We start from the raw sequence: 17,019 nt of genomic DNA, 5'->3' as shown, positions 1-17,019 counted from the left end.
GTTACTGTAACCGATACGGGAGATGGATTATGCTCATGCGAAAAATCACCCACTATTTAGATCAAGCTTATATAAACTACCAAAGCGATCACCATCCACCCGGTTACACTGCGCAGCACGCTGCAGAATTAAGTAAAACCAGCGGCATGTGTTTTGCGAAAACCGTCATTATCACGGCAGACACGCGATTGGTTATGATAGTCATGCCCGCACCCTATACCATTGATTTTGATAATATTGCGTTTTCAATTGGGGCGCGTTATGTCAATTTAGCCTATGAACATCAGTTCCGTCATACCTTCCCAGACTGTGAAACAGGCGCAATGCCGCCCTTTGGTCATCTCTTTAATATGCCAGTTTTTATGTCCGATGCTTTAGTGCAGCAAAAAGAGATCAGTTTTAACGCTGGAGATCATTGTGAAACAATAAGAATGAAAGCAGACGATTTGATCGGCTTAGTACAGCCAACAATCATCAGCTGTGGCTTTCATAAGGCCGGAAGTGGTTATCACCATGAACACGTTAGGCAAGGTAAGTTAAGGCATTAACGACAGACTAAGTATGTCTATTCACTATTAGAGGAACTTAAGAACATGAGGATTAGCAGTCAATTATTAACAAGTTCAGAAAGTACATTAGCTAAAATAAAAGGTCAATCAGATTGGCAACAAGAGATCAATGCGCTTGAATCAGACTCTGATGAACAAGCTGTGATAAACATAATCACCGCCAATATAGTTCTCACGATTCAATGCAGTGGGATAACCATGATTGGCGAGCTATACAAAAATATCAATATCTATGCGCAAGATGCAGCACAGCATGTTGATATAAACGTAGATGATGTCATTCACAAGGTAATGCGTAATCTATAACTATTCAATATTAAGCAGTGTATAAACTAGCGATGAACAAGCCATGTATTTCAGCATAAACATGAAAATACATGGCTACAATATTTATACTAACCTATAAAATAATGATTTATTATTTCGCTTTTGGTCTGAACGGCTTAATAACAGATTCATCGCATTCAAGAAAAGGACCATCCATTAAATCAATACAATAAGGGATTGCAGGGAATACCGCATCTAAACATTCGCGAATTGATTTAGGTTTACCCGGTAAGTTCACGATTAATGAATCAGCACGTAAGCCCGCAGTTTGACGAGAAAGGATCGCTGTTGGTACAAATTTAAGCGATTCAGCACGCATTAGTTCACCAAAACCAGGCATCATGCGATCACATACCGCTTCAGTTGCTTCCGGTGTTACATCACGCTTAGCTGGACCAGTCCCACCTGTCGTTACAATTAAACTACAGTTCTGTTCATCTGCCATTTTGATTAATGTTGCTTCAATCACATCTTGCTCATCAGGAATAACTTCATAAACAGGTTCCCACTCAGAAGTCAGGTACTCGTTTAATACAGCGATAATAGCCTTACCAGAAAGATCTTCATAAATGCCAGCACTGGCTCTATCACTTACTGTCACAATACCGATTTTAGCTTTAGTCATTGTTTATTCCATATAGCTTATTTATTTAATGGCCTAATTTTAACGGAAGCAATCGGGAGTGTAAAATCAAGAGGTTGATCTACCTCAAACTATTTATCCTGAGTTTATTAAATGCTGATTTAGATCATCAATAGTAGTGTTAACCATCGTAAAACAACCTCTTTGTGGGTACATTCAACCAGTAACGGAAACATTAGTTTAAACGTTAAAATAATGTTAATTGTATATTAGAATACAGTAAAGAGGTTTCAATGTTAGAGTTATTCATTGGTTTGATTGTAACGGTTGCAGTCGGCTACTTCATCGTCAAAGAATATAAAGCAGCAGGTGTATTACTTACCGCTGGTATTACACTACTAATCATCACAGGGTTGCTTGGTAAACAAATTCTACCATCAAGCATAGCAAGTACAGGGAATATCCTTACAGACTCATTGGAGTTTGTTAAATACATGCTGAAGTATCGTGGTGGCGGTCTTGGTATGCAAATTATGTTGTTATGTGGCTTTGCTGCTTACATGACTAAAATTGATGCAAACAACGTCGTCGTTAAACAGTTCTCCAAACCCCTGTCATTTATCAAATCCCCTTACACCCTGCTTGTCGCCGCTTACATCGTTGCTTGCTTAATGTCGCTTGCAGTAAGCTCTGCCACAGGTCTTGGTGTGTTATTAATGGCTACCTTATTCCCTATGATGACGGCAATGGGTATCTCTCGCCCTGCTGCTGTCGCCGTTTGTGCGTCTCCAGCAGCTATCATCTTGTCTCCAACATCAGGTGATGTTGTCGTGGCTGCCGAAAAATCAGGATTACCTTTGCATGTATTTGCTGTAGAGACAGTATTACCTGTATCAATCTGTGCAATCTTGGTGATGGCAATCGCAGCGTTTTTCTGGAACCGTCATTTAGACAAAAAAGAAAACACGCCGATGGTAAAAACGAATATCTCAGAAATCGTGGTAACAGCACCTGGATATTATGCATTCTTACCCTTCCTCCCAATTATCGGTGTATTTTTATTTAACGGTTCAACAATTGAAGGGCTATCACTCGATATCTACACTATCGTGGTCTTCTCCATCTTTATTAGTGCGATTGTCGATTTTATAACGAAACGCTTAAATGGACGCGCAACCTTAGAAGATTTAGAGTCTTGCTACGAAGGTATGGGCGATGCATTTAAAGGTGTTGTCATGCTGTTAGTTGCTGCTGGTGTATTTGCACAAGGCTTAATGTCGCTTGGCGCGATTGATAATTTAATCGGCCTTGCCGAAGCAGCCGGCGCTGGTGGGTTTGCATTAATGCTTATTCTAACCGGTCTAACCGTAGCCGCAGCAATCGCAACTGGTTCGGGCAATGCACCATTCTACGCATTTGTTGAATTAGCCCCTGCTCTTGCTGGAAAAATGGGTCTAAACCCTGCGTTCTTAATCATCCCGATGTTACAAGCATCAAATCTTGGTCGTACAGTGTCACCTGTTGCAGGTGTGATTGTAGCAACCAGTGGTATGGGTAAAATCAGTCCATTTGAAGTCGTTAAACGTACTTCAGTACCAGTGTTAGCAGGTTTGATTACTGTTATCGGCGGTACAATGGTTCTTGTACCTATGTATGCTTAGTCCCAATATCTGAATGCAATAAGCATATTCAATTGTTGCTAGAAATCCACAGTAAGGCTAGGACAATGTTCCTAGCCTTTTACATTATTATTTATGCTTAACCGTTAATGGCTTGTCTTTAATACCAGCATAAAAAACAACGATTTCAGCAGGCATATCACCATTATTCACACCGTAATGCCATTTATTAACCACTTCAACAAGGGTATCACCCGCTTTCATCTCTAGCGTTTTATTGTCTTGTGTTACCACCGTCAGTTCACCACTAACTAAATAGCCAGCATTAATAACAGGATGTTCATGCAGAGGTAATTTAACACCTGGTTCAATCTTGATTTTTAATATTGTCACCTCAGGTTTTCCCTTTGGATACTCAGGAAGCGCTGAACCTTCCCAGCTTGATGTTGCTTTGGCTAATACGTCAACAGTTACGGGTACCTTTTCACTTGCAAATACACTACCAGCAACTAATAATGTTAAACATAAACCACTAATACACTTTTTCATAAATTCCCTATTATCATCCAGTTAACAATGGACCAAATATCCATCGTGGTATTTATACCCTCTATTAGAGTTACATTAATCTTAATAAGACTTAATTAGAATTATTCACTTAGGTATTGTTTTATATCGACTAATGTTTAATGTGATCAAACATTAATTATGAGCCTAAGATTTGTTATACTGAGCCATCGAAACAACTCATAAAATATAGGATAAACGAAAGTGAATTATCAAGCAGCTATTTTTGATATGGATGGTCTACTTCTCGACACAGAGCGTGTATGTAAAGGTGTATTCGAAGAAGCCTGCGCCTCATTATCGATTCCTTTTTTAGAAGATGTTTACTTAGACATTATCGGCCGTAATGCCCAAGGTATCGAGCAAGTGCTTCGTGCAGGTTACGGCAGCGACCTTGACTACCCTGTTTTGCATCATGCATGGAAAACCCGCTATAACGCAGTAGTAAAACATCAAGCTATTCCAGTGAAAGAAGGGGTTATTGAATTATTAACCTGGCTAAAAGACAACAACGTGCCGACAGCCGTAGCAACGTCAACACAAAATGATGTCGCTAAGATTAAGTTAAAATTCGCTGGGTTAGATCACTATTTCGATAATCTCACAACCGGCTGTGAAGTGAAGAATGGTAAGCCTGATCCTGAAATTTATTTACTGGCAGCAGGTCGTTTAAGCATTAGGCCTGAGGATTGCTTGGCATTTGAGGATTCTAATAATGGCGTGCTTGCGGCGGTGAGCGCTAATATGCAAACATTTCAAATACCTGACTTAGTCCAACCAAGTGCAGAAATATTAACATTAGGCCATACCGTAACAGATTCTTTATCTAAAGTTTTAGCGAGTCTAAAGGAAAATAAACAAACTGCTTGATAGCGGTGATCGCAATAATATCTCACCTCTAATAACGCTTCTGTTTAAAATAAACTAGAATTATTGATAAGCAGGTTATTAGAGGTAAATGCCGTCATGTCAGTATTTAATGAAGCAATGCAACTAAAAGGCCAAGTAGAAGAAGATCTCTTTTTTGCCAAATTGGATCTTGAACTAATCGCTGCACTACATAAAAAACACGACAAAGAACAGCTACAGGAGTACGAAGAAGTCGAAACTGAATACGGTTATGATCGTTAGTTACTCAACGAAAACAATCATCAGTGCTTCTAATGCGCCGTTATCGACCAAAGTCGCACTTCCACAAATAAAAATAACCATACCAGCAATAAAATATTTGAATAATTGATGCAGTCCATCATCTAAAATAGCTTCTGGTGATGTATTTTCAAATTGCTTATAAGCTTGCTGCTTATCGGTGAACGTTAGCGTTTTTTTGTGTTGTAAATACCGATGTAAATTAAACCTAGCAATTGCCGCAAACAAAAAACCCGAGATCATGATTACGCTCAACATCCATTCTAAATCACCCATTACTTTTCCTTAAGCATGAAGATAACTATAAAATACAATAAAACAATAAAACAATATCATTGAGTTATAGCATTAATGAATTAAAAAAGTATTAATCGAACACTGATAATTCATTAATAATATTTTAATAGCAAAAAAAATGGCTAGAATGAATCATCATTCTAGCCATTTTTATTTATTCGATACTTAGGACTAACTCGTCATTAAAGTTAAGTGTTTTAGCGTTGTAATTATAATGCGGTGTCTAAAATCTGGTCATCACCAAAATGAATGCGAGTCGAATTAAGCGTGTGCGATCAGTTTTTCAGCCACTAAAGCGGAAGATGCAGGATTTTGACCCGTGATGATTAAACCATCTTGTACTGCAAACGGAGTCCAATCAGCTACTTTTTGATAGTCGCCGCCGCGCTTTACAATCTCATCTTCGAGTAAAAATGGGACGATTTCAGTTAATTGTACTGCACCCTCTTCAGTATTTGAGAATCCTGTTACGGCTTTACCTTTAATTACATATTCACCTTCAACCGTCTTCACGTTTAGCAATGCAGCTGTTGCATGACAAACTGCAGATACCGGCTTGTTGCTAGCAAGAAACGCCGACAGTAAATCAATTGATGTTGTGTTATCAGTTAAATCCCATAGCGGGCCATGGCCACCAGGGTAAAATACAGCATCAAAATCTTGTTCTTTTACTTCATCTAATTTCACTGTCGTCGTAAGTGCTTGCTGTGCCGATTTATCGACACCAAAACGACGGGTTGCATCAGTTTGCATACTTTCATCAGCACTTGCTGGATCAATCGGTGGCTGGCCACCTGCAGGTGACGCTAACGTGATCGTCATGCCAGCATCAAGAAAAACATAATAAGGAGCGGCTAATTCTTCAACCCAAAAACCTGTTTTCTTGCCTGTATTACCTAAATCTGCATGTGATGTTAGTACCACTAAAATATTCTTAATCATGATAATTCCTTTGCTTTAACTGGGCATAGATCTAATGACTAGATAGCCGAGTGATGAATAAACTGTGTAATGAGTAAAGTCTAATAGTAAGTGCCATTAGTTGATAACAGCGAATACAAACAGTCTATACCTCGACGTTAATTCTAACAATGCAGAGTAAATTGACTACACTGTTCAACTTTTTGATACAATGTAATGCACCACTGCATCTATACGGTTTCAATCTATGAATGTTTCTTTTGAACAATTAAAAAGTATGGTTGTTTACGCTCAGATTGTCGAACAAGGGACGCTCTCTGCTGCCGCAAAGCATTTAAACCTCTCGCGCGCAGTTGTCAGCTATCATCTTAAAAAGCTAGAAACCCAGCTAGGGCTAAAATTACTTAACCGCACCACCCGCAGCTTTACCCTCACAGAGGCTGGTCAGCAGTACTACCAACATTGCCAAGAAATTGCGCTGCAGGCTGAAACGGCAAATCAACAAATAGAAAATTTAAAACATGAACCTGAAGGTTTATTAAAGGTAACTTGTCCGGTCAATGTTGGATTACAGATCATTGTTCCGGCATTAAACATGTTTAAGATCCAATTTCCGAAAATTGAATTGGACATCATATTAACCGATGATATCGTCAATATCATGCAAGAAGGGATAGACTTGGCGATCAGGGGCGCACCATTGGTTGACTCCGGCTTGCAGGCAAGAAAACTAATCTCAATGAAAACTTGTTTATGTGCATCACCTGATTACTTGAATAAGTATGGTCGGCCAGTAACCCCGACAGAACTGGTTGAACATAACTGGGTATTATATAAATTAAGCTCGAGTACATTAGTACTCACGAAAGGTACTCGTACCTACAGCGTTAAACCAAAAGGGAGTATTACGACCAACAATGCGGCTGCACGTACAGCCTTTGTTGAAGGCGGTCATGGTATTGCGCGGATCCCGTTTTACGACGCAGCACCTAAAATAGCCTCACACAAGCTCGAACAACTGTTGTCTGATTATGAGTTAGCAAACATTGAGCTATACGGCGTTTTTCCACCAGGAAGCGCGGGTTCGAAAAAACATCGGGTGTTATTAAGTTTCCTAAAGGAACATTTCAAGCACTTAGCGAAAATTATGTGACCAAGATCGAACTATTACTTTTTAGGCATTATTAATCCAGTTTAAACCTCTCCAAATGAATGTTTGAGGCTAGACTTAAAATTAGTTTAAACAAGTGGAGATAAACCAATGCAAGCAATCGCATTTATTAATGAGAAATCAGAACTATTAACAAACAACGTAAACCAATTTCTCATGCATAAAACCAGTTATAAAGAATTAAGTAACTTGGTATGGGATGTTTTACAAGATTGGCAATCTCTGGATGTAGTCGACGAAAAAGTCTCAAACGAAAAAGAACAAATTTTTTGGTTTCTGATTTTTGAATTACATTATTGGGGAGAAGAAAAGTTAGCTAGTGATATCAAATTACGCAAAAATTTATATAATTGCGCATTATATTTAGAGCGCGAACAAGACTTACCAAAAAACTGTATTGGTTTACGCCCAAACAGATTGGTTTCGGAAGAACACTCAACCAGCATGGAGCAAGACATCGTTACATCACGTTAGGTCACCCTCATTTCAACGTTATAAAAAACCCCTTAGAAATAGACATCGCTAAGGGGTTTCATCAATTATCGCCGCGATTAAACGCCTTTCATCTTACAGTTAACACTTACTGTTCAACTTCATCAGCCGATTGAATACGCGCTAAACGATCAAGTTCTTCTTCTCTCGCAGCATTAATCTCATCTAAAATACCACCGACATCAGCAGATGTTGTATCTTCAACGAACTCGCCAGTTAATTCAACATCAGCATTCAGTTCGCCGAGTTCATATAACGCCCACATTTCTTTCGCATATTTCAGCTCAAGTAATTGTGGGGCAAATTGGCCATAATAAAGTCTCATGTTTTCAACATCACGCTCAAGCATCCACTTAGCGTTATTATTTGCTGATGCATCAACCGCTTGTGGCAAATCAATAATAACAGGGCCATGTTCGTCAACTAAGACGTTGAATTCAGATAAATCACCATGAATAAGGCCTGCACAAAGCATTAATTTAACAAAGTGAATCACTTTATCATGATCTATTATCGCTTGTTCTGGTGTTAATACTACATCAGCTAAACGTGGTGCAGCAAAACCATCCGCATCCGTTACCAATTCCATAAGTAAAACACCATCGAAACAACCATATGGTTCCGGTACTCGAACACCAGCATTGTCTAAACGATACAGTGCTTCGACTTCAGCATTTTGCCATACTTTCTCTTGTTCATTACGTCCAAAGCTTGAGCCTTTTTCCATTGCTCGTGCGCGTCGGCTATTACGAACCTTACGACCTTCACGATATTGAACAGCCTGTTTAAAGCTTCTCTTCTCAACTTCTTTATAAACTTTAGCGCAACGGATCTCTTGCCCACACCGTACAACGTATACTGTTGCTTCTTTACCACTCATAAGCTGACGTACTACTTCGTCAACAAGTCCATCATCAACAAGAGGTTGTATTCTTTGTGGCACTTTCACTAGTTATTATCTCCTAGTTAACCGTTACATGAACCTTAGATAATAACATTAAGTTAATTTGTTTTAAAACATCATCGTGTAATTTATACACTGTCATCACAGACATCAGCATTTTTACTGATCGACTCGCTCATATTTACCTTCATAGACTTGACCAGGTATGACATTATTTGCTTTGTATGCCTGTGACTGATTAAGCTTCTCTTTCATTCGTTTCAGTAAAAATGGCTTCGCTACTATGCCTGTAATCAACAATACAGTCGTGAGTATTAAGCCTAAGCTAGTCACGAATACAAAGCCTATGAATCCAATTAAAAGCACTACTATTTTGTATGCTGTGTTTATCATGTGCAGTCCTCTATTTTCTAAATTATCTTTTCTCGTTATTCTTAACCTTCATACTATAACGAGCAATATGAATCGCACATGAACAAAATACCCATACTTCGATTTTACAACGCCTCGTAATTAATTCTACCACTGCGAAAGTATCGCTGCAGGTGTGAACTGCGGGCCAAACTGTTCAGTTAATTGCTCTGAACGGCGCTTAAATTCTGCAACGCCATAATGGTCAACCAATTGTAAAACACCACCAGTCCAGGCTGGAAAACCTAAACCGAAAATAGAACCTATATTGGCATCACGCGTACTTGTTACTACCCCTTCTTCATAAGCTCTGAGCGCTTCTAGAGATTGCACAAACAATAAGCGATCTTTCACCGTCTCTATGTCCCAATTATCTTGCGTTGGAAATACCGTCGCTAAACCAGACCATAGCTGTTTCTGCCCTTGTCTAGGGTAATCATAGAAACCTGCGCCCGCTAATTTACCTAGTCGCTTTAAGGCTAAAAGCTTGTCTAAAACAGCGTCAGCGGGATTATCAAGCCGCTCTTTGCCTTCGGCTTTTAAATCTAATCGGGTTTGATTACGCACATTATCAACCAACGACAAACTCACTTCATCAATAATTGCGAGAGGCCCGACTGGTAATCCAGCTTGAATCGCGGCATTTTCAATAACTTCAGCCGGTACACCTTCACTTAACATACGCATACCTTCAGACACATAAGTGAAAAATAATCGTGAAGTGAAAAAGCCTCGACAATCATTCACCACAATGGGTACTTTGCCTATTTGTAATACTAAATCATACGCAGCAGCCAAGGTCGCCGATGAGGTTTTATCACCTTTTATTATTTCGACTAATGGCATTTTATCTACTGGAGAAAAGAAGTGTAAACCAATAAAGTTCTCAGGTTTTGTGGAAGCAGTCGCTAAACTCGATATCGGTAATGTCGATGTATTCGATGCCATGATTAAACCATGAACATTGCTACCGCTACAGTTATTACTACTATTATGGCTCTCACTTACCTCATCAGCATTAATCGCGGCGAGAGTTTCAGAGATCGCTTGTGACTTAACTTTACGGTCTTCAAAAACAGCCTCAACAACCATATCGCAGTCGACCAAATCGGAGTGGGACTTCGATGGTATAATGCGTCTTAAAATGGCGCCTTTCTCTTCATCAGCAAGTTTACAATTAGCTAAAATAGAGGCTGTATATGATTTAGCAAAAACGGCTTTTTCTATACTTATATCTTTTAGGATCACTGTGATGCCATGGCTTGCTAACGCATAAGCAATACCCGCGCCCATCATACCCGCCCCTAGTACGCCAACTTTACTAAATTTCGTTATCGGGTAATCGAGCGGTCGCGACGCCCCTGCTTTGACTTCATTATATTGATGCCAAAAGGTATTAATCATATTTTTAGCCACTTGACCGCTAATCACATTAAGAAAATAGCGGGTTTCCAATCTTAACGCTGTGTCGACATCGACTTCAGCCGATTCAATCATGACTGCTAAGATAGCCTCTGGTGCTGGGAGGTTACCTTGTGTTTTTTTCTTTAACATGGCGGGCGCTTGCACAAGCATACTCGCGATATTGGGGGCATTTACATTACCGCCAGGGAGTTGATAGTTTTTAATATCAAAGGGCTGACTTACTGGCTGTAATTGTGACAAGATCCAATTGGTTGCTTGCGCGAGCATTTGTACATTTGATCTCGCAATTTGATCAATTAAGCCCAGTTTGACCCCTTCTTCACTGTCAAATTGCTTACCTTTAAGCAGATACGGGATTGACGTTTCAAACCCTAACAAGCGTATCATTCTGACTACGCCACCCACCCCCGGTATTAAACCCAAAGTCACCTCAGGTAAACCTAATGTTACTGTGGGTATATTTAATGACGTACTTCTCACGAGGGCAATACGATAATGACAAGCTAATGCAAGCTCCCAACCACTTCCGAGCGCAGCACCATTGATACAAGCAACGAGCGGTTTTCCGCATGTCTCTAACCAGCGCATAGACTCTTTCAGCGAGGATAATAACTGAAAACTGGCTTCGATATCTTGAACCGCGCTATCGCTAAGTTCCGCTATATCACCACCAGCAAAAAAACTTGTTTTTGCAGAGCGCAGAACCACACCGGTAAATGTCATTTTTTTGAGTTTATTCACTGTTTTTACATAGTCATCAATAAAACTGCGATCAAGTAAGTTAATCTTTGAGTCAGCTTTGTCGAAAATTAAATGCACTATTCCAGCATCATCTTGTTTTATGCGAATTGATGACGTTCTACTAATTAATGGCATAGTTACCCCTCTACACGTTCAATAATTGTTGCAATCCCCATGCCCCCACCTACACATAAGGTTGCAAGACCACGCTTTAAATTACGAGCCTCTAACTCATCTAATAACGACCCTAGAATAATCGCACCTGTTGCGCCTAGCGGATGTCCCATCGCAATAGAACCACCGTTGACATTAACAATATCAGCCGAGATATTAAGTTCATTCATAAAACGCATAACAACAGCTGCAAACGCTTCATTCACTTCAAATAAGTCAATATCATCAATGGTTAATCCTGCCACAGTTAATGCTTTCTGGGTTGCAGGTACAGGACCAGTTAACATAATGGTTGGATCGGCGCCAACGACAGCCGTAGCAATCACTCTTGCTCTGGGTTTCAACCCCCATTTAGCGCCAGCTTCGGCACTCCCAACTAGCACCAGCGCTGCGCCATCGACAATACCAGAGGCATTACCAGCTGTATGTACATGGTTCATTTGTCCGATTTGTGGGTAACGACGCTTAGCAACACTATCAAACACCGTCTGACCTAGATACGCAAACGCGGGTTTCAGTTTAGCAAGAGAAGTAACTGAACAATCAGGTCTAACAAGTTGGTCTTTATCAAGCAATAACATACCGTTACGGTCGTGCACGGGGATCACCGAATTGGCGAATGCACCACACTGCCAAGCGGTGGCGGCACGTTGGTGAGAACGCGCTGCAAATGCATCAACATCTTCACGACTGTAACCATCAAGCGTCGCAATTAAATCTGCGCCAAACCCTTGTGGCATATAATCAGTCGCTAAACTGGTTTCAGGATCCATTGACCACGCACCACCATCAGCACCCATTTTGACCCGAGACATTGATTCAATGCCTCCAGCGATCACTAAATGCTCCCAACCAGAGCGTATTTTCATCGCCGCAACATTGACAGATTCAAGCCCTGATGCACAAAATCGATTTAAGCTCACCCCGGCTACATTATCTTTCCAACCCGCCACAAGCGCCGCAGTTTTAGCGATGTCAGCACCTTGATCACCAACCGGCGTAACGCAACCTAATACGATGTCATCGACCGCATCCGTATCAAAACCATTTCGAGCCTGTAAGTGATTAAGTAAATCAGCTAAAAGAGTAACGGGTTTGACTTCATATAAGGCACCACAGGATTTACCTAAGCCCCGAGGTGTACGGATAGCGTCATAAATGAAAGCTTGAGGGACCATCGACGACTCCTAGATAGTTGAGCAGATAATTAAATAATTGAGTAAATACTTGGGTAAGTAATAGTTCGTAGATAACTGAATATGCTATCGATAGAATTAAAAACATTAACTTAACAATAGCACAACAACGCGCTAATCTTCACTTTATCAAATCTGTAACTAACAGACATATGTCATCATTGTGCAGCTTGTAGGCTTGTTGCAGAAATACCATTATGATCTTTTAAGTGGACATCTGCGCCACGGCTGATTAGCATCGCTTTTAATTCTTCACGACCAAATAAAGTCGCATACATAACCGCTGTTTGCCCTGCTCTATTTTTCTGATTAGCGTCACAATCACTTTTCATCAATAGATTTGCAATACTAAACTCGGCTCGCACAATCGCTGCCATCAATGCAGTATTGCCTTTATTATCTTCAGCACAAACATTAGCGCCACGTTCTACCAATGAATTCACGATAGATATACGGCCATTATAAGTCGCGATCATTAATGCGGTATAACCTTTTCGATTCCTGATATCAATCGGTAACCCCGCATTTAAAAAGGTCTCAATGACGTCATCATCTCCCGTTCTCGCAGCAGCATAATAATACGGCGTTAAATCCTCATAACCTTCGTGTGTAGATAATTCGGCCGCATGTAAATTAACAATGACCAGCAAAGATAAGACAGGAATTACAAATAATATCAGCGGCAATATTTTTCTTGGATTGAACATAGTGAAAGTACTCGATTCATATTGAGCAATGCGAAAGAAGGCCTCTTTCGCATTGCTATTATTTCAGTGCGTTTATAAGCTCATTGCTAATGTTTTTACTTTAGCAATATCGCCATTTACAGCTTTCGTTAATTTCATGCCGTAATCAGTATCCGCTTTATAAAAATAACTCAACATTTTGTGCTTGGTATTAATGTCCTTAACAGAGCCAAGATCACCCGCTAAGTTTCGGATCAAATTAAGCTGCTCTTGCTCAGAGAAACTGCGGTATAGCTCACCGGTTTGAGCAAAGTTTGACTGCTTTGCAATTGTCGCTTGTTGAACTAGCCCTGCAAGCGATGGCGTTGAATGACGAGCTTTAACATTCTCAACAACCCCTTCACGGCTTGGTTGATAATTCACATTAGACTGGGTTGTACCAACATTTAGCGCACCATCTTGATTATAATTTACAACATTAACCACAGGTCGGTTTATCGGCAGTTGTTGGTGATTAGCCCCGAGTCGATACATTTGAGTATCAGAATAAGAAAAAATACGTCCCTGCAGCAATCGATCTTCCGACGGTTCAATACCTGGGATAAGGTTTGCAGGCGCCATCGCCACTTGTTCAGTCTCTTGGAAGAAGTTAGTCGGCATTCTGTTTAACGTCATAGTACCGATTTTTGTTTCAGCAATATCCGTCCACACTTTCGTGGCATCGAGAGGATTGTAGTCAAAGTTGTTAAGTTCAGACGGGCTCATTATCTTGATATACAGATCCCACTGTGGATATTGCTCATCGGCAATACTGGCATACAAGTCACGCGTTAAATGTTGGAAGTCTGTCGATTGCACCTTAGCTACTTCATCCGCGTCTAAATTATCAATGCCTTGTAAGCTCTTCCAGTGGAATTTCACATAGCTCACTTCACCCGCATCATTAATCATTTTATAGGCATGTACACCAAACCCATCCATTTTACGGTAACTTGCAGGTGTACCATTGTCGCTGTACACCCACGTCAACATATGGATAGCGCCCGGTTCATTAGAAAAGAAATCAAATACACGGTTGGCATCTTGAATATTAGTCACAGGTGATGGCTTTAATGAATGCACCATATCAGGGAATTTAATTGCATCTCTGATAAAAAATACAGGCAGGTTATTACCAACCAGATCCCAATTACCTTCGTCCGTATAGAATTTTGTAGCAAAACCACGTGGATCACGAACTGTTTCAGGACTGCCTTTACTGTGGATCACCGAAGAAAAACGTACAAATACCGGTGTTTCTTTACCTTTATCTGCAAAAGGTGCCGCTGCAGTAATACCGCTAAAATCGGTACTTGCTACGAATACACCATGAGCGCCCGCCCCACGTGGATGCACAACACGTTCAGGAATACGTTCACGCGCAAAACGCTGTAGTTTTTGAATTAACTGCACATCTTCTAATAGCACGCTGCCACTTGGACCTGCGGTAATTGAATTTTGGTTATCGCCAACTGGTGCGCCATTATCTCGAGTGAGAGTTTCTGCTGCCACGTTAAAAGCAATACCTGTCGTTAAGATGCTCGTTACGCTAAGAGCTAAGGCTATCACTAACGGTTTTTTGTTAAAATTCATTTTCTATCTCACCCACACTATAAAGTATATTATTAAAGTGCGCAGTCTAATGAGATTGGTATGATTTGTTAATACGTTATAACCTTACACATCAAAAGGAATAAACTATCTAAAAATATAACTAAAACAAGGACTAAAAGAGAACGCCTATCAATCTAGTAGTCTGTGTAAATGAATATCAAACTGGACTTTTAGTGCTAATTTATTGATAATCACCTTACTAATCGATTCTTAAATATAAATAAACTATGCCTCTTCGCGATTACCAACAAGCAGCTGTCGATGCCGCTTTAGCTCACTTTAGAAAATCAGATCAACCAGCGGTGATAACACTGCCAACAGGTGCAGGTAAAAGTCACGTATTAGCTGAATTAGCCAGACTAGCAAGGCACCCCGTACTGATTCTTGCCCATGTAAAAGAGCTCGTGGAGCAAAACCATAGCAAATTCGAACATGATGGTTTTCAAGCTGGTATTTTCGCGGCAGGGCTAGGCAAAAAACAGGATGGTTTTAAAACGACGTTTGCCAGTGTGCAATCATTAAGTCGTAATCTCGAAAAATTTGATGGCTTCTTTTCATTACTGATTATTGATGAATGCCACCGCGTCAGTTTGAGTGAAGACAGCCAATACCAAAAAGTCATTAATCATCTAAAAAATACCAATCCGAAGCTGAAAGTGCTTGGCCTTACGGCAACACCTTATCGTTTAGACAAAGGCTGGATATACAAAAAACATTATCAAGGTTATGTCAGAACAGAAGACGAGACCCCATTTGAAAGCTGCATTTTTGAATTACCATTGCGCTATCTAGTACAAAAAGGCTTCTTAACCACACCAACCGTAATCGATGCACCAGTTGCCCGCTATCAGTTCGATGATTTGCCACTGGAATATAATGAAGTGCAACTGGATCAGTTCTTAGCCAAAAGTCCACGTGTCACCCATGCAATCTGTAAGCAACTTATCGAGCTTGCAGCCAATCGTGAAGGCATCATGATCTTTGCAGCTAGTATCAAACACGCAAAAGAAATCTTTAAGCAATTACCAGACGAGCAAGCCGCAATTATCACGGGTAAAACATCCATTAAAGAACGTGATGAACTTATTCGTCAGTTTAAAGCTAAGGAAGTTAAATACCTTGTTAATGTGTCAGTATTAACCACAGGTTTCGATGCACCACACGTTGACGTTATTGCCATTTTACGCCGAACAGATTCCGTCAGTTTGTATCAACAAATTGCAGGTCGAGGACTACGTCTTGCCGAAGGTAAAAACGATTGTTTAATTATTGATTACGCCGGTAACGGGTTTGATTTATACCAACCTGAAATTGGCTCAACCAAGCCCAACAGCAATAGCGATCTTGTACAAGTGCCCTGCCCAAGTTGTGACTTCGCCAATCTTTTTTGGGGGATAACAGATGCAGATGGGGATATCATTGAGCACTATGGACGCCGTTGCCAAGGGTTAGTCGAGGCCAGTAATGGCAATGAAGAGCAGTGTGATTATCGCTTTAAATACAAGCAATGCCCTCAATGTAATGCCGAGAATGACATTGCAGCCCGTGAGTGCCAACAATGTCACGTTGATTTAATCGATCCAGACAACCAACTGAAAAAAGCACTGCAATTAAAAGATCGTAAAGTGCTACGCTGCTCGGGAATTTCAGCACAAGCTGATGGCGATAAAATCAAACTTAATTATCATGATGAAGATGGCGATGTTATTAAAGAGACCTTCTATTTCAGTAACAGCAAACAACGCCAACGCTTTTTAAGCATATTTTCAAGAACCATCACTGGCGCGCCAATTACAGCAACAACAGCGGAACAAATCACAGCGCAAATACAAGGGTTTGTGCCACCAGATTTCGTGATCGCAAAAAAGGAAAAGTATTTCTGGAAAATTGAGCATCGTATATTTGATTACAAAGGAAACTATAGAAAAGCTAATCACATTTAGAATATTAACTCTAAAAATAAAGTGCTAAAAACAGCCTTAAAAGACTAAAATTAGACCAGTTGGCTGTCACGATCTCAACGCCGTTGTCAACAAAAATACTAGTAAAACTACCTATTTGGTAAATATACGTAAATAAACTATTTTAATGGACAAAATGCTTGATTGAGTTTAGTTAACATCTAAAATAGGTA

At 40.2% G+C, this 17,019-nt stretch carries 18 protein-coding genes; 8 read left to right on the top strand and 10 right to left on the bottom strand.

Annotation, left to right across the window (positions count from 1 at the left end):
- Positions 1-35: 35 nt before the first annotated feature.
- Together JFU56_RS18710 and JFU56_RS18705 are read left to right on the top strand one after the other, a co-directional pair.
- A complete protein-coding gene (locus JFU56_RS18710) occupies positions 36-548 on the top strand; it encodes an aminoacyl-tRNA deacylase (RefSeq protein WP_198438779.1) in 513 nt (170 codons plus the stop codon).
- Positions 549-593: 45 nt separating this feature from the next.
- On the top strand, positions 594-875 hold the full coding sequence (locus JFU56_RS18705; protein WP_198438778.1) for a hypothetical protein: 282 nt from the start codon (positions 594-596) through the stop codon (positions 873-875).
- Between the two features lie 112 nt (positions 876-987).
- Here the strand turns inward: JFU56_RS18705 and mog are convergent, their stop codons facing one another.
- Positions 988-1,521, bottom strand: a complete 534-nt coding sequence (gene mog / locus JFU56_RS18700; protein WP_198438777.1) for a molybdopterin adenylyltransferase — start codon at positions 1,519-1,521, stop codon at positions 988-990.
- 251 nt (positions 1,522-1,772) lie between these two features.
- On the opposite strand from mog, the gene dcuC reads away from it, so the two are divergent.
- The gene (dcuC, locus tag JFU56_RS18695; protein ID WP_198438776.1) at positions 1,773-3,140 is read left to right on the top strand and encodes an anaerobic C4-dicarboxylate transporter DcuC; all 1,368 of its coding nucleotides are present in this window, start codon (positions 1,773-1,775) and stop codon (positions 3,138-3,140) included.
- Between the two features lie 87 nt (positions 3,141-3,227).
- Here the strand turns inward: dcuC and JFU56_RS18690 are convergent, their stop codons facing one another.
- Positions 3,228-3,647 (bottom strand): cupin domain-containing protein, encoded by a 420-nt coding sequence (locus JFU56_RS18690; protein WP_198438775.1) that lies wholly within the window; start codon positions 3,645-3,647, stop codon positions 3,228-3,230.
- 222 nt (positions 3,648-3,869) lie between these two features.
- Here JFU56_RS18690 and JFU56_RS18685 point away from each other — a divergent pair, with 222 nt between their 5' ends.
- Positions 3,870-4,535 carry an HAD family phosphatase gene (locus tag JFU56_RS18685; protein ID WP_198438774.1) on the top strand — a complete coding sequence of 222 codons (666 nt, stop codon included), beginning with the start codon at positions 3,870-3,872 and terminating at the stop codon, positions 4,533-4,535.
- Between the two features lie 96 nt (positions 4,536-4,631).
- Positions 4,632-4,796: a hypothetical protein gene (locus JFU56_RS18680; RefSeq protein WP_198438773.1), complete on the top strand. Its 165-nt coding sequence runs from the start codon at positions 4,632-4,634 to the stop codon at positions 4,794-4,796.
- Here the strand turns inward: JFU56_RS18680 and JFU56_RS18675 are convergent, their stop codons facing one another.
- The gene (locus JFU56_RS18675) at positions 4,797-5,090 is read right to left on the bottom strand and encodes a hypothetical protein (protein WP_198438772.1); all 294 of its coding nucleotides are present in this window, start codon (positions 5,088-5,090) and stop codon (positions 4,797-4,799) included.
- Positions 5,091-5,372: 282 nt separating this feature from the next.
- Positions 5,373-6,053: a type 1 glutamine amidotransferase domain-containing protein gene (locus tag JFU56_RS18670; protein ID WP_198438771.1), complete on the bottom strand. Its 681-nt coding sequence runs from the start codon at positions 6,051-6,053 to the stop codon at positions 5,373-5,375.
- A gap of 226 nt (positions 6,054-6,279) precedes the next feature.
- Here JFU56_RS18670 and JFU56_RS18665 point away from each other — a divergent pair, with 226 nt between their 5' ends.
- Both JFU56_RS18665 and JFU56_RS18660 read left to right on the top strand, forming a co-directional pair.
- A complete protein-coding gene (locus JFU56_RS18665) occupies positions 6,280-7,185 on the top strand; it encodes a LysR family transcriptional regulator (protein WP_198438770.1) in 906 nt (301 codons plus the stop codon).
- 108 nt (positions 7,186-7,293) lie between these two features.
- Complete coding sequence (locus tag JFU56_RS18660) at positions 7,294-7,677, top strand: hypothetical protein (protein ID WP_198438769.1); 384 nt, start codon at positions 7,294-7,296, stop codon at positions 7,675-7,677.
- 106 nt (positions 7,678-7,783) lie between these two features.
- Here the strand turns inward: JFU56_RS18660 and JFU56_RS18655 are convergent, their stop codons facing one another.
- From JFU56_RS18655 to JFU56_RS18630, 6 genes are all read right to left on the bottom strand, one after another.
- Positions 7,784-8,644, bottom strand: a complete 861-nt coding sequence (locus JFU56_RS18655; RefSeq protein WP_198438768.1) for a PA4780 family RIO1-like protein kinase — start codon at positions 8,642-8,644, stop codon at positions 7,784-7,786.
- A 114-nt stretch (positions 8,645-8,758) separates the two neighbouring features.
- The gene (locus tag JFU56_RS18650) at positions 8,759-8,992 is read right to left on the bottom strand and encodes a hypothetical protein (protein ID WP_198438767.1); all 234 of its coding nucleotides are present in this window, start codon (positions 8,990-8,992) and stop codon (positions 8,759-8,761) included.
- Positions 8,993-9,118: 126 nt separating this feature from the next.
- Positions 9,119-11,311 carry a 3-hydroxyacyl-CoA dehydrogenase NAD-binding domain-containing protein gene (locus JFU56_RS18645; RefSeq protein WP_198438766.1) on the bottom strand — a complete coding sequence of 731 codons (2,193 nt, stop codon included), beginning with the start codon at positions 11,309-11,311 and terminating at the stop codon, positions 9,119-9,121.
- A 2-nt stretch (positions 11,312-11,313) separates the two neighbouring features.
- Positions 11,314-12,528: an acetyl-CoA C-acetyltransferase gene (locus JFU56_RS18640; protein WP_198438765.1), complete on the bottom strand. Its 1,215-nt coding sequence runs from the start codon at positions 12,526-12,528 to the stop codon at positions 11,314-11,316.
- A gap of 176 nt (positions 12,529-12,704) precedes the next feature.
- The gene (locus tag JFU56_RS18635) at positions 12,705-13,232 is read right to left on the bottom strand and encodes an ankyrin repeat domain-containing protein (RefSeq protein WP_242066022.1); all 528 of its coding nucleotides are present in this window, start codon (positions 13,230-13,232) and stop codon (positions 12,705-12,707) included.
- 93 nt (positions 13,233-13,325) lie between these two features.
- Positions 13,326-14,864, bottom strand: coding sequence for a catalase (locus JFU56_RS18630; protein WP_198438763.1), 1,539 nt, complete (start codon positions 14,862-14,864; stop codon positions 13,326-13,328).
- A gap of 248 nt (positions 14,865-15,112) precedes the next feature.
- Between JFU56_RS18630 and JFU56_RS18625 the strand changes: the two genes are divergently transcribed.
- A complete protein-coding gene (locus tag JFU56_RS18625; protein WP_198438762.1) occupies positions 15,113-16,828 on the top strand; it encodes a DEAD/DEAH box helicase in 1,716 nt (571 codons plus the stop codon).
- Positions 16,829-17,019 lie beyond the last annotated feature (191 nt).

Source organism: Moritella sp. F3 (assembly GCF_015082335.1).
In the GTDB taxonomy this organism is placed as follows: Bacteria; Pseudomonadota; Gammaproteobacteria; order Enterobacterales; family Moritellaceae; genus Moritella.
The sequence above is the reverse complement of the archived record's forward strand: the minus strand, read 5'-3'. Positions and strand labels throughout refer to the sequence as shown.